At 42.8% G+C, this 14,059-nt stretch carries 8 protein-coding genes; 5 read left to right on the top strand and 3 right to left on the bottom strand.

Features of this window, described 5'->3' with window-relative positions:
• The 3 genes from H6G76_RS28285 to H6G76_RS28275 all read right to left on the bottom strand — a co-directional run.
• Nucleotides 1-2,204 (bottom strand): AAA-like domain-containing protein (locus tag H6G76_RS28285; protein WP_190708545.1); only part of this gene is annotated, 2,204 nt, incomplete at its 3' end.
• Nucleotides 2,205-2,370: 166 nt separating this feature from the next.
• Nucleotides 2,371-2,991 carry a type I restriction enzyme HsdR N-terminal domain-containing protein gene (locus H6G76_RS28280; protein ID WP_190708542.1) on the bottom strand — a complete coding sequence of 207 codons (621 nt, stop codon included), beginning with the start codon at nt 2,989-2,991 and terminating at the stop codon, nt 2,371-2,373.
• A 135-nt stretch (nt 2,992-3,126) separates the two neighbouring features.
• Nucleotides 3,127-4,734, bottom strand: coding sequence for an AAA-like domain-containing protein (locus H6G76_RS28275; protein ID WP_190708540.1), 1,608 nt, complete (start codon nt 4,732-4,734; stop codon nt 3,127-3,129).
• A gap of 488 nt (nt 4,735-5,222) precedes the next feature.
• Here H6G76_RS28275 and H6G76_RS28270 point away from each other — a divergent pair, with 488 nt between their 5' ends.
• The 5 genes from H6G76_RS28270 to H6G76_RS28250 all read left to right on the top strand — a co-directional run bounded on the left by H6G76_RS28270 (nt 5,223) and on the right by H6G76_RS28250 (nt 13,995).
• A complete protein-coding gene (locus tag H6G76_RS28270) occupies nt 5,223-7,604 on the top strand; it encodes a phosphoketolase (RefSeq protein WP_190708538.1) in 2,382 nt (793 codons plus the stop codon).
• A gap of 347 nt (nt 7,605-7,951) precedes the next feature.
• The gene (locus tag H6G76_RS28265; protein WP_190708536.1) at nt 7,952-8,968 is read left to right on the top strand and encodes a kelch repeat-containing protein; all 1,017 of its coding nucleotides are present in this window, start codon (nt 7,952-7,954) and stop codon (nt 8,966-8,968) included.
• Between the two features lie 1,036 nt (nt 8,969-10,004).
• A complete protein-coding gene (gap, locus tag H6G76_RS28260) occupies nt 10,005-11,042 on the top strand; it encodes a type I glyceraldehyde-3-phosphate dehydrogenase (RefSeq protein WP_190708534.1) in 1,038 nt (345 codons plus the stop codon).
• Nucleotides 11,043-11,291: 249 nt separating this feature from the next.
• A complete protein-coding gene (gene pyk / locus H6G76_RS28255; RefSeq protein WP_190708533.1) occupies nt 11,292-12,722 on the top strand; it encodes a pyruvate kinase in 1,431 nt (476 codons plus the stop codon).
• A gap of 274 nt (nt 12,723-12,996) precedes the next feature.
• The gene (locus H6G76_RS28250) at nt 12,997-13,995 is read left to right on the top strand and encodes a transaldolase (protein WP_190708531.1); all 999 of its coding nucleotides are present in this window, start codon (nt 12,997-12,999) and stop codon (nt 13,993-13,995) included.
• Nucleotides 13,996-14,059 lie beyond the last annotated feature (64 nt).

The raw sequence follows: 14,059 nt of genomic DNA, 5'->3' as shown, positions 1-14,059 counted from the left end.
GCAGAGGCTAAGGTTTTGCCGTCCGGGCTGAACACCACACTAATGACCGAATCGCCATGACCTTCTAAGGTGGAGATAACTTTGCCTGTGTCCCGATTCCAGAGTTTGATGGTCTTGTCACGACTAGCGGAGGCTAAGGTTTTGCCGTCCGGGCTGAACACTACACTATTGACCGAATCGCCATGACCTTCTAAGCGATTTATTTCTCGAATATCTCGCACAATAGTCTGCAAACTAAACAATGGGCTGTAAGCTGGGTAATCTGCTAAAGATTTTTTATCCTTAACTAAAGTTTTGAGTTCTTCGCCACTCCGCACGGCTAATAGCAATGCCCCAATTTCGTTAAAACGTCTAAATTCTCGCAAGGCATTTGTTCCGTCTTGCTCTAACTGTGTAGCTATGAGGGCAGTTTCACGATCTATTTTTGCTATATCTAAACCTGCAATAGCATCTTGACGCTGCTTTTCTGCACTATCACGCTGCTGTTGAGCAGTTAGGGCTTGTTTTAGTGCCGTCTGCTTTTGCAAAATCGCTTGTTGTGCCTGTGTCCGTGCTTTTTGGTACTGTGCATTAGCTTTATCTAATGTTTGCTGTGCTAGTTTTACCTTGCTCTCAGCAATCTTTAAATTATTTTCTGCTAGAGATTTTTGTTTTAATATCTGTTGGTTTTCTTTCTCAGTAAGTTTGGTTGCTTCCTGAGCTTTTTTTAAATCTTCCTTAGCAGCCTTTGCTTCTTCTTTAGCTGTTTCTGCGACTCCGACAGCATCTTTAGATAATTTAATACTATATTGAGTGACTATAAAAGATGCAATTGCTCCCACCACAGCAAAACCCAACACCACAGAACCAATGCGAATCCTTTGATAAGCTTTGCGGTTCGCCTTTGCTAAAACTTGCTTTGCTTGTTCCTCTGTTTCCAGGCTTTTTTGCAAATCACGCTTTTCTAAATCCTGGCTAGCATCCAAAAACCGATCATCAACGTCAGTTAAACTTTTACCAATTCGCCAAACCAAAGCCTCTTGCAAAGCTTGTCCCCGCAACAAGCGCGACTCATCTTTATATTCCGCAGCCACCCAAGCATTAAAAGCATCAGAATAGGGACGCAACTTGGCTAAAATCTTATTACACCATTCCCACTTAAACACCTCTGCATAGATGCGGTTATAAATTCGCAACTTGCCATCCCGCTTCACCACCAACCCAGTCAACCGCAGCACCATTTGGTCATTACTATCATCAGCAACTATTTCACCTTGCTCCACAATTTGCTGACACAAGCCTAAAAGCCGCCCAGTGCGCTGTTCTCCACTCTGCATGATTCTGTCACGAATCGTTTTTAAATGCTCCGGCTCATCTTGCCCTTCCCAATTCTCAATAATCCGCTTTTTTACAACTTCGGCAACCCAACCCTCAGGAGACGCAATATATTGCGTCTCTACATCGGCAACCAACAACTTACAAACCTTCTGTGTCAAAAACGGCTGTCCCCCCGTCCACGCCAACACCGCCGCCATCAATTCTTGAGTATTTCCTAGCGTTGCCAAACCCCGCGCCAAAGGTTCCGCCTCATCTAATTTAAAACCTGTTAAATCAATGGCGCGACCAATATTAAAAGGTGTGCGTTTTTTATCTTCAATCAAATCAGAAGGCGTAGACACCCCAATTAAGGCAAAGGTGATGCGGTTATATTCAGGTTTATCAGCCCGACGGTTATAACAATCTCGAATGACTGCAAAAAAATCATCTAAGTTAAATTCCAGACTCAAAACACTATCAATTTCATCGATAAAAATGACAATATTTTCACTAATTTTTGGCAGTAAAACCGTTTCAATAAACTTACTAAACCTCTGCACAGGTGAAAGTAAATTATTCTCATTCCACCAAGCTTCTAAATCAAAATCAGTATAAAGATTAAAATATCCCACTAGTGTATCTATTACCCCGGCATACCATTGTTCCGGCGTAATATCAGCCGTCCCAATAGCGGTAATATCCACAGCCGCACAAGCAAACCCTTCATCTTGCAACCGCCGCATCACCTGCACCCGCAAGCTAGATTTCCCCATCTGCCGCGAATTGAGGACATAACAAAATTCTCCAGCCTGCAAACCAGCATACAAATCTTCGTCAGCTTGTCGTCTGACATAAGTTGGCGCATCTTGGGGGAGACTACCCCCGACTTGGTACTGGTATTGGGGCATAGAGGGGTGTGGGGGTGTGGGGTGTAGGGGTGTATGAGAATTCTGGAACCCCTCTCCAAACCTCTCCCCCACAGGGAGAGAGGCTTTGATTCATGCTCCCCTTCTCTACAAGGGAAGGGGTTGGGGGTTAGGTTTGCGAAATGTAGTACACAGTTTATAAATTATTCTATTGAACTAAATTAGCTAGGTGTTTTAAAACTTTGACCACAGTATAAATGTCTTTATCACGATCTAGAGAAAATGTGTGAGATAAGGCGTATGTTGGTTTGTCCTGTTTGATCAACTTAATAAATTTAAATTCCTGACCATTGGTTACAAAGCCAAATGTTGGTTTACTAGTGTCAGAATTACCTAACATATAAGCCAACGCTTGAGGAATTGCTGGGACTAAAGAATATTGCGCCCTTTTAGCTTCAATTACCAGCACCCACAACGGCGGATGAAATACTAAAATGTCAATGCGTCCTCTAACAATTGTGCCTTCATCCTCAGAAGAAATTTCAACTTCTTGTTCTGAGGCTATATAAAAAGGTGGTTGATAAAATTCAGCTAACCGCAATAATGGCGATAACACCACCATTTTGACTACAGGTTTTAAAATTGGGTATTTCGATAAATGCAAATATTCGGCTTTAACTTCGTCTAGTAATTGCTGTTCTAACTGAGTTAACTCTGGTAAATTCTGCCGCCACTCCCAAAAAAACTGTTCATCATCGGCAAGTTGTAACCCAAATTCATCAATTAGTTGGGCTATGGTAATATCTTTGCCTTGAATAACCTGAACCATAAATCGACATCGTTTTATTTGAATAGTACTGGAATATTAGTTTTGTAGGGTGCGTTATGGACGATAGTCCTAATGCACCGCAAATCTGGGTCGTGCGTTACGCTGGCGCGATAACACACCCTACTAAATACTGATTCATAGTTTTAGGCGATCGCCAAAATATTTCCGGTATAAACTACACAATGGCATCACCTCATTTCCTTGAAATTTCACTAACCCCATACTGCGGAGTTTAAAGGCTTGTGTTGTTCCCACATCTACCGCCTTATCTGCTGTCACCACTTGCTTTAAGGCTGCTAGTAATTTCTCATCTTCTTGTAAATTCAGCAAATGACGGCGCAAATGGTCGCTGTAAGGGCCGGCTTCTGTCGGCGCAATTTGTGCTAGTTCTTTCCAAGTCATCCTCCCCCGCGCTATTTGATATAATGCCACCCGCACTAAATAAGGATGTCCACCCATTAACCCTATCAACTCCTCAATTTGCGAGTTAGTCCAAATTAGCCCATGACGCTGCACTAAATCTTGTACCTGTTTTTGGTTCAGTTCTGGTAACTCTACAGGTAAACCCACATTAAAAGGTGACTGATTAATATTCAGGGGAATATACACTTCTTTAGAATGGACAATTACCAATCTCAGCTTTTGCCAAGCTGCGTCATTTTTAGCACGTTCATGCCAAGCCCGCAGCAAGCCGAAAAAATCTGTAGCAATTATCGGATGCTTAAAAATTTCATCCACTTCATCTAAACCCAAGGCGAGGGGCGAGTTTATCTGGTTCAGCAAATACCTTTGAAAGTAATTACTACACTTGTTTTTACTCCCTAAAACCCCTTTCCAAAAGTCGCCTAACTTGTCTGGTAAACCCAGGCTATCGGTGACGCTGGCGCAGAACCACTGCAAAAACATATCTAAACTGTCGAGAAATTCTGCATCGGCTGACTGGAAATTTAAATATGCAGTTTGATAGCCTTGTTTGCTGCCATAGTCAAGAACTCGTGACATTAAGGAACTTTTACCCATTTGGCGCGGTGCTTTAATGCGAATTAAAGCCCCTGGTTTGAGCATTTCTTCGTAACAGTCAGTTTCAGTTGGCGATCGCTCGATGTAAAATGCAGATCCTAAAGGAACTTGCCCTTCAGGATTTTCTAAGGTTACTGCCGATGAGACTTGTGCTTCCTTAACTAGCTGGTTCCGACTTTTAAGAACTGGAGTAGCAGACTCAGGTATACTTTTTAAGTCAATAGCCGTACAACCAAACTCATAAGCATCTTCATAGGATCTATCAGCCCCTAGTGCGTCATAAAAACCCACAGCAAACTCTCTGGCTGCATCATCCCCAATTGCTTGATTCATTCCTACCACACAGCCAATATGCAAAAAAATTGCCTCTGCTTGAACTTCGCTATAACAGGCATTTAATAATACACACTCAATTTTGCCTTTAAATAAGCCAAATAACCGAGTTAAAGCCTCTGTACTGACTAATTGCCCCTCTCCCGCATCATTTTCTAAAACCAGCCCTTGATTCCCTGTGCCGTGTCCCGAAAAATGGACAATCTCAGGTTCATAATCTAAAAGCGCGCGGCGCAAATCTTCAGGACGTACCGCCCATCTAGAAATAATTTCAAACTTATCCCGACTTTTGGCACGTTCTAATCCTGCCTGAATTTCTCGGACTTCTTTATCTAACCGTAACGGTTTACCGTCGGTAGGATGGGCTGATAAAATCAGGATTTTTTTCACAGAGCGAACTAGTGTAGATTAACCCAGGTTTTTTCCCTAAAAGTAGTGTACTACAGCCCATATCTTCTATTATCTGGCAATAATTATCATCTGCCATCCGATCCCCAAATTTTTGCAGAAGTCGGGGATCGCATTCTCACTATTGCCCTCCGTCAAAGGTGATATTTATCAAGGTTGACAATTAATTTTTTTAAGCATAATTTAGCCGATTTATAGCTTTTACGATAAATAAAATTAGTTTTAAAAAAATGTTAAAAAGTCTCCATTTTACTATCGGGTCTGTTACTCTCTCAGACAGTTAGCGTTGAGAGTTATTTTTATTTATAAAAAATTAACCCCCATTGTTTAAACTAACAGATAATATCGATTTTTCCCGATCTACAAAGTATGGGAAAAACTTGTCATAAGTAAGATGGCCATCACTTAAGAGCGAACTAAACTAGCTTACTGAACAAAGTCAAAATCCTGTTGAAATACGGAAATTTCAGATGACTTTAGCAACCTTTCCACAAACAAAGCCTTTAACAGACGAAGAACTGCATAAAATCAATGCCTACTGGCGCGCGGCAAACTATTTGTCAGTAGGGCAAATATATTTACTCGACAATCCTCTGCTAAGAGAACCACTCAAAATCGAACACGTCAAACCCAGACTGTTAGGACACTGGGGAACCACACCAGGTTTGAACTTTATCTATGTTCACCTCAACCGCATCATCAAGAAAAATGACCTAGACATAATCTACATTGCGGGGCCTGGTCATGGCGGCCCTGGATTAGTGGCTAACACTTACCTAGAAGGAACTTACAGTGAATACTACCCGAACATTTCCCAAGATGCTCAGGGGATGCAGCAACTTTTCAAACAATTTTCTTTCCCTGGTGGGATTCCTAGCCACGTAGCCCCAGAAACTCCTGGTTCGATTCACGAAGGCGGCGAATTGGGTTATGCTCTGGTTCACGGTTACGGTGCAGCGTTTGATAACCCTAACTTAATCGTGGCCACAGTTATCGGTGATGGCGAAGCGGAAACCGGGGCTTTAGCTGCAAGTTGGCACGGTAATAAGTTCCTCAACCCAGTAAATGATGGGGCAGTTTTGCCGATTTTGCATCTCAATGGTTATAAGATTGCTAACCCGACAGTGTTATCACGCTTAAGTCATGAGGAATTAGAAAGCTTATTTGTCGGCTATGGGTATAAACCTTACTTTGTTGAAGGTTCAGACCCTGTAGAAGTTCACCAGCAAATGGCGGCTACCTTAGATACCATAGTTGGAGAAATTCAACACATCCAAAGAGAAGCGCGTGTGCATGGTTTTACAGAACGTCCACGCTGGCCGATGATTGTGTTGCGAACCCCCAAAGGCTGGACAGGGCCAAAAGAAGTTGATGGGAAGAAAACCGAAGACTATTGGCGATCGCATCAAGTTCCATTTGGAGCGATCGCTAAACAGCCAGAACATCTAAAATTACTAGAAGACTGGATGAAGAGTTACAAACCCGAAGAACTCTTCGATGCTAACGGCACACTCATTCCCGAACTCGCCCAACTAGCCCCCAAAGGTCAGCGTCGTATGGGCGACAATCCCCATGCTAACGGCGGGGTCTTGTTGCGTGACTTGAAAATGCCTAGATTTGAAGATTATGCCGTAAATGTCACCAAACCCGGCACAAGCGAAGCGGAAGCCACCAAAGTAATGGGGCAATTTTTGCGGGATGTGATGAAACTTAACCTAGACAGCCGCAACTTCCGAATTTTCGGCCCCGATGAAACAGCATCAAATCGCCTAGATGCGGTGATGGAAGTCACTAACCGGACTTGGGTTGCGAAAATTCTCCCTGAAGATGACCACCTCTCACCCGACGGTCGAATCATGGAAATTCTCAGCGAAACTAACTGTCAAGGTTGGTTAGAAGGTTATCTTCTCACAGGTCGTCACGGCTTATTCTCCTGCTACGAAGCATTTATTCACATTATCGATTCCATGTTCAACCAGCACGCCAAATGGTTGAAAACTACCCGTCATATACCTTGGCGTAGACCTATCGCTTCCCTCAATTACCTACTTACCTCTCACGTTTGGCGACAAGACCACAATGGTTTCTCTCACCAAGACCCAGGTTTTATCGACCATGTGTTGAACAAAAAATCAGAAATTATTCGCGTCTATCTTCCCCCCGACGCTAACACCTTGCTGTCTGTTACCGACCACTGTTTGCGAAGCCGCCACTATGTCAACGTTATAGTTGCAGGTAAACAACCAGCACTGCAATATCTTGACATGAATGCAGCAGTTAAACACTGCACCAAAGGTATTGGTATTTGGGAATGGGCTAGTAACGACCAAGGCCACGAACCAGATGTAGTCATGGCTTGTGCAGGCGATATCCCCACCTTAGAAACCTTGGCTGCTGTAGATATACTGCGTCAAGAATTCCCCGACTTAAAAGTGCGGGTGATAAACGTCGTCGATTTAATGACATTACAGCCAAAAAGTGAGCATCCCCACGGTTTGACAGAAAAAGACTTCGATACTCTTTTCACCACCGATAAACCAATCATCTTTGCGTTTCATGGCTATCCCTGGTTAATTCATCGCCTCACCTACCGCCACACCAACCACAACAACCTCCATGTGCGCGGCTATAAGGAAGAAGGAACCACCACAACTCCCTTTGATATGGTTGTGCTGAATGACCTTGATCGCTATCACCTAGTTATAGACGTAATTGATCGCGTACCAAAATTAGGCTCTAAAGCAGCTTACGTTAAACAAAACCTGCGAGATAAGCTGATCGAACACAAACACTACATTTCCCAGCACGGCGAAGATATGCCAGAAATTCTCAACTGGAAATGGCCTTATTAAGTAAAGTCTGAAGTATGAAGTATGAAGTGGGAATTTCACACTTCATACTTTTTATTTTTGCTTGCTAATTCTACGGAAATTAAAAAATAACCAAACCTTCTAAAAAATTTAATCATCAGACGGCAACGAGATATATAGTTCCCTATTGCCTATTACCCAATACAGTTCAGTTAAGGTTTTGATCCCCCCCTAACCACCCTTAAAAAAGAGGGGGAATAAGAATCAAAGTCCCCCTTTTTAAGGGAGATTTAGGGGGATCTTAAATGTCTAACATCACTAAATAAACCGTATTGCCCTATTGCCTATTGCCTTAACCTCTTTTCTCACACATGATTAAGGATTGCTAGATGATGAACTTAAAATTCGCTAAAGGGTTATGCTCTTTTATTGCTGGGGTTTTAATCTTTATATTTATCGCGCAAATTCCCAACCCAGGACAAGCTCAAACAGTAGATTATAATACAATATCTTGGACGACTACGACACCATCTATTGTAGGTAGAGCAGAAGCGGCCGGAGCAGTAGTAGATGGTAAATTATATGTATTTGGCGGATATACCAATACATGGACTTTAACTAAAAGGGCATATTCCTTTAATCCAGTTACTAAAACTTGGAGTAGAATAGCTGATTTACCTAGAGAAATTACCCATGCCGGAGTAGCTGTAGATAATGTTAATAAAATTATTTACCTAGCAGGTGGATATGTTCTCAACTCTCAATGGAGACAAGTTTTTGCTTCTGAAGAAGTATATAAATATGATGTGGCAACTAATACTTGGTCTAGAAGTATAGATTTACCTTTACCTAGAGGTAGCGGGGCATTAGCTATTGTTAATAACAATCTTCATTTCTTTGGGGGTGCTGATTTCTCTAGAATTGATCAAGCAGACCATTGGAGTATGCCTATTAATGGTACTGCTTGGATTAGTAGACCTGCCATCCCAACTCCTCGTTCCCATTTAGGTGTCGCAGTTCTTAATGGCAACATTTATGCAGTAGGCGGACAAAAGAGTTATGACCAATATCTTACTGCTTACAATTCAGTAGATATCTTTAATCCTTCTACTAATACTTGGTCTGTTGGTACTCCTCTTCCTATTGCTACCTCTCATAATGGTATGGCTACTTTTACTTCTAGTGGAAGAATATTCGTTATGGGAGGGGAATGGAGTCACTATGCTTCAAGTTCTAGGGTATATGCATTTAATCCAACAACAAATGTATGGGATAGATTAACTAATTTACCCGCTTCGCTGCATTCTGGTGTAGGAGGAGAAATTAACGGGAAGCTTTATTACAATTCTGGCGGCCCTACTTTCAGTACTACAACTTACGAAGGAACTCCAACATTAGTTAAGTAAGTTCAGTAGTGCGTTACGCTGGCGTGACAAAGCTAAATTATTGCAATCATGTGATTGCAATAACTATTTCGGCGATCGCAAAAGCTATTTCGGCGATCGCAAATCAAATCCCGTTTCGCTTTAGCGATTGGGTTGGGTAATTGAAAATTTTGTGCTTACTGTTTTCGGGAATTCGCCATCTAGCGGTTGTAGTCATTAACAGTCAAGCAACTTATGAATAACTTCTATACTAAACCCAGGGGAAATATTACCCCAACAACAGCCCAGTCATCACGACTGGGTTTTTGATTGTAAACGCGATCATTGGGTTGGGTAATTGAAAATTTTGTGCCTACTGTTTTCGGGAATTCGCCATCTAGCGGTTGTAGTCATTAACAGTCAAGCAACTTATGAATAACTTCTATACTGAACCCAGGGGAAATATTACCCCAACAACAGCCCAGTCATGACGACTGGGTTTTTGATTGTAAACGCGATCGCAAAATCTGATATCAATTAGGGCTGATGGGAAGAATTTGAAATTATATAGAGATTACAGATAAATGAAGTATAGATTTTAACAACAAAGCCATATAGGAAAAGACTTTCAACCCTATTGCCTATTGCCTATTGCCTGTTCCCTGCTGTATGTAGCTCTCAATACTTATGACAAATTGATAATCCTGCTACAGAATTAGTTACATATTTGTTACTAATGTTTAATTTAAAGTCTAAACAGGTATAGCTGAGTAGTAGATATCCAGTAGGTTTTGTGGTTGCTAATTCAGGATTTACGAGTTTAAGGGGGAAAACTAGCCCTAAGGTGCTGCTGCTCTAACTCAAAACTCCTGAACAGCAAAATATTGGCGTTTTGTCCTTGATAAATTGTGATAAAAACCAGCCAATTATAAGTTATGAGTCAAACCTTAAAAGATGTCAAGTAATTGTGCCTTAGCCGACTGAGACTGTCAGGATCAGAAAGGAAACATTAAAAGGCGATCGCTTTTGAGTTGTAACTTTCCCCTTTTGTTCAACTCCCACAACAGGAGGTTTAATCTTGACTAAATTAAAAGTAGGTATTAACGGATTTGGTCGTATTGGTCGGCTAGTGCTGCGTGCTGGCATTTTTAACCCCAACATTGAGTTCGTCGGCATTAACGACTTAGTACCGCCAGATAACCTCGCTTACTTGTTGAAATACGATTCTACCCACGGTAAGTTTCACGGCAAAGTAGAAGCCAGAGAAGACGGGATCGTAATTGATGGGCATTTTATCCCTTGCGTCTCTGTCCGCAATCCCGCCGAATTGCCTTGGGGTAAATTAGGCGCAGACTATGTAGTCGAATCAACCGGACTCTTCACTGACTATGAAGGCGCGTCCAAACACTTGCAAGCTGGTGCAAAGCGCGTTGTCCTTTCTGCACCTACAAAAGACCCAGATAGAGTTCCTACTTTGCTGATGGGTGTAAATCATGACCTATTCAACCCCAGCAAAGATTTAATCGTATCCAACGCTAGTTGTACTACAAATTGTCTGGCTCCTATTGCCAAGGTCATCAATGATAACTTTGGTTTAACCGAAGGGTTGATGACTACAGTACACGCCATGACAGCAACTCAACCGACAGTAGACGGCCCCAGTAAGAAAGACTGGCGCGGTGGTCGAGGTGCAGCCCAAAATATTATTCCTTCTTCTACAGGTGCAGCTAAAGCCGTAGCTTTAGTATTGCCAGAGTTAAAAGGTAAATTAACTGGGATGGCTTTCCGGGTTCCTACCCCTGATGTTTCGGTAGTTGACCTCACCTTCAAAACTGCCAAAGCTACCAGTTACAAAGAAATTTGTGCGGCGATGAAGGAAGCGGCGGAAGGTTCCTTAGCTGGCGTTTTAGGCTACACCGATGAAGAAGTAGTTTCTACAGATTTTCAGGGTGATACTCACTCCAGCATTTTTGATGCAGGCGCAGGAATTGAGTTAAATTCCAATTTCTTTAAAGTTGTTTCTTGGTATGACAACGAATGGGGCTACTCTAACCGAGTAGTTGACCTGTTGTTGTCAATGGCTAAGAAAGAACAACTGTTAGCTGTACCAGCTTAATTGGGGAGTAGGGAGTAGGGAATGGGGAAATTTCCTAACCTCTAGAGCTTGTTTTCAAGGGAACTTTCAGAGACTCTTAGCCCCCTTGTTAAGGGGGGTTGGGGGGATCACAGAATTTGAAAACAGTCTCTAGCTCCTCTCCTAATCTATATAACAAAGTGTTTTTACATAACAAAGGAGCCATATGAAGCACAAGTGATATAAGTGCGTTGAGCATTTGTATCGCAATTTATACCTAACCCTCTCCCTATGCGTCGAACAAAAATTATTTGCACTGTTGGCCCTGCTAGTTCTGCACCTCAAAGACTCGAAGCCCTAGTTGAAGCTGGTATGAATGTGGCACGGCTGAATTTCTCGCACGGGGCGCATGAATTTCATGCACAAACAGCCCAGTACTTGCGGCAAATTAGTAAACAGCAAAACAAGCCATTGGCAATTATGCAAGACCTTTGCGGCCCGAAAATCCGTTTGGGAACTTTACCACCAGAAGGGCTAAATGTTGAGGCTGGTGAAGAAGTTACCTTTGTCTTGCAAGAAAAAGGCAGTAGCCTTGAGGAATTGCCTTTACCATTGCCAACTTTGTTTGCAATGGTTCGACCAGGGGAACCAATTTTAATTAATGATGGACGTGTCAAATTAATTGTCACTGATCGCGATGCTGATAAAATTCGGGCGTTAGTGAAAATTGGCGGTTTAATTTCCACCCATAAAGGAGTAAATCTACCAGAAACACCCTTACCTGTGAGTTCCATCACCGAAAAAGACTTGATGGATTTACGCTTTGGGATTCAGTTAGGTGTGGATTTTGCGGCGGTTTCTTTCGTGCGATCGCCCCAAGATTTAGAACCAGCCCAGAGGATGATAGAAGCAGCTGGGGCTTCTATTCGCTTAATTGCCAAAATTGAAAGACCAGAAGCAGTCGAGCGTTTTGACTCCATCTTACAAGTCGCTGACGCGATTATGATTGCCCGTGGCGATTTAGGGGTAGAAATGCCAATTTACGAAGTTCCCTTGATTCAAAAGGATATTATTCGCCGTTGCAATCAAGCAGGCAAACCAGTGATTACCGCTACCCAAATGCTAGAGTCAATGATTAGCGCGCCTGATCCCACCCGCGCTGAAGCGACCGACGTTGCTAACTCCATTTTGGATGGGACTGATGCTGTCATGCTTTCTGGAGAAACGGCAGTGGGGCAGTATCCCGTTGCGGCTGTTCAAACCATGCACAACATCGCCTTACGCACAGAACAAGCTTTACAAGAAGGTGGTAAGCATTCTTGGTGTCACGAAGCAGGTAGCCTCAGCGTTACCGAATCTGTAGCGGAAGCAGTTTGTCGCATCGCCTATGAAACAGGCGCAAAGGCAATTCTCTGCAACACCACATCAGGAAGTACAGCAAGATTGGTGTCAAAATACCGTCCCTCTGCCCCGATTATCGCCCTCACTCCTGATGAAAATGCCTATCGCCAACTGGCACTTTCTTGGGGCGTGGAACCTTTACTTATTCCCCCAGTTCACAACGCCGAAGAAATGTTTATCAACGTCGTCAACACAGTTGTAGACACGGGTTTGGTCAATGAAGGCGATAAAGTGGTGATCACTTCTGGTGTGCCAATTGGTAAATCAGGCACAACTAGCTTAATCAAAGTGCATTCTATTGGACAGCCAATTTTGGCATGAAGTATCTAGAATAAGGCTAAAACCAAGCGTTAAGAAAGATTTCCAGAATTGGAATTAGAACAACAGTAGAGAGTGTAAGTAATTAGGGGTGTAAGGGTGTAAGGGTTGTAGGTGTTAAACCTCGCCCAACAAGATTGCCTCAATCGTGTTGAGCTTTTGACCCAAGGGTGGTTGGCTGCTTTTTCTTCCCCCTATACCCCTACACCCCACACCCCCCACCCGCCCCGAAGGGGCTTTGGTAAATCCTACACAAATAACCAAGACGGAGTTTTTTATGTCTAAAAACCTACTAGAACAGTTGCGCGAAGTTACCGTAGTCGTTGCCGATACCGGGGACATCAAAGCTATTGAAAAATTCAAACCCCAAGATGCTACAACTAATCCCTCACTGATTACTGCTGCGGCACAAATGCCAGAGTATCAAGAAATTGTTGACCAAACATTGCTACAAGCGAAGAAAGATGCAGGCGTAGGTGCAAGCAAATCCCAGATAGTTTCCCTAGCTTTTGACCGTTTAGCAGTATCTTTTGGCTTAAAGATTTTGCAAATTATCCCTGGTCGCGTGTCTACAGAAGTAGATGCCCGTTTATCTTACGATACTGAAGCAACTGTTACCAAAGCTAGAGAATTGATTGCCCAGTATAAAGCAGCTGGTATTTCTAGCGATCGCGTCTTAATTAAAATTGCCAGCACTTGGGAAGGAATTAAGGCTGCGGAAATTTTGGAAAAAGAAGGCATTCACTGTAACTTAACTTTATTGTTTGGTTTGCATCAAGCGATCGCTTGTGCAGAAGCAGGCATTACCCTAATTTCTCCCTTCGTCGGCCGCATCCTTGACTGGTACAAGAAATCAACCGGACGCGACAGCTATCCCTCAGCAGAAGATCCAGGCGTATTGTCTGTTACCACAATCTATAACTACTATAAAAAATTCGGTTATAAAACCGAAGTCATGGGCGCAAGCTTCCGCAACATTGGCGAAATCACTGAATTGGCAGGTTGTGACTTGCTAACCATCTCTCCCTCATTGTTAGGCGAATTGCAAGCCACCATTGGCGAACTACCCCGTAAACTCGACCCCGCCAAAGCCGCCACTTACGACATTGACAAAATCTCCATCGACAAAGCCACCTTCGATAAGATGCACGCCGCAGACCAAATGGCTTATGACAAACTAGACGAAGGTATCAAAGGATTTACCAAGGCGTTAGAAGACCTAGAAAAACTATTGGCAGAAAGACTAGCTGGTTTAGAAGTAGTAGCAAGCCATTAGAATTTAGGGATTTCTGGGCAAGTCTTGCACCTAACTCAGAATTAACCAAACAATAAAACCCGAA

It is taken from the genome of Nostoc sp. FACHB-152 (genome assembly GCF_014697475.1).
Lineage (GTDB): Bacteria > Cyanobacteriota > Cyanobacteriia > Cyanobacteriales > Nostocaceae > Nostoc_B.
This window is presented reverse-complemented; position numbering and strand designations above follow the sequence as displayed.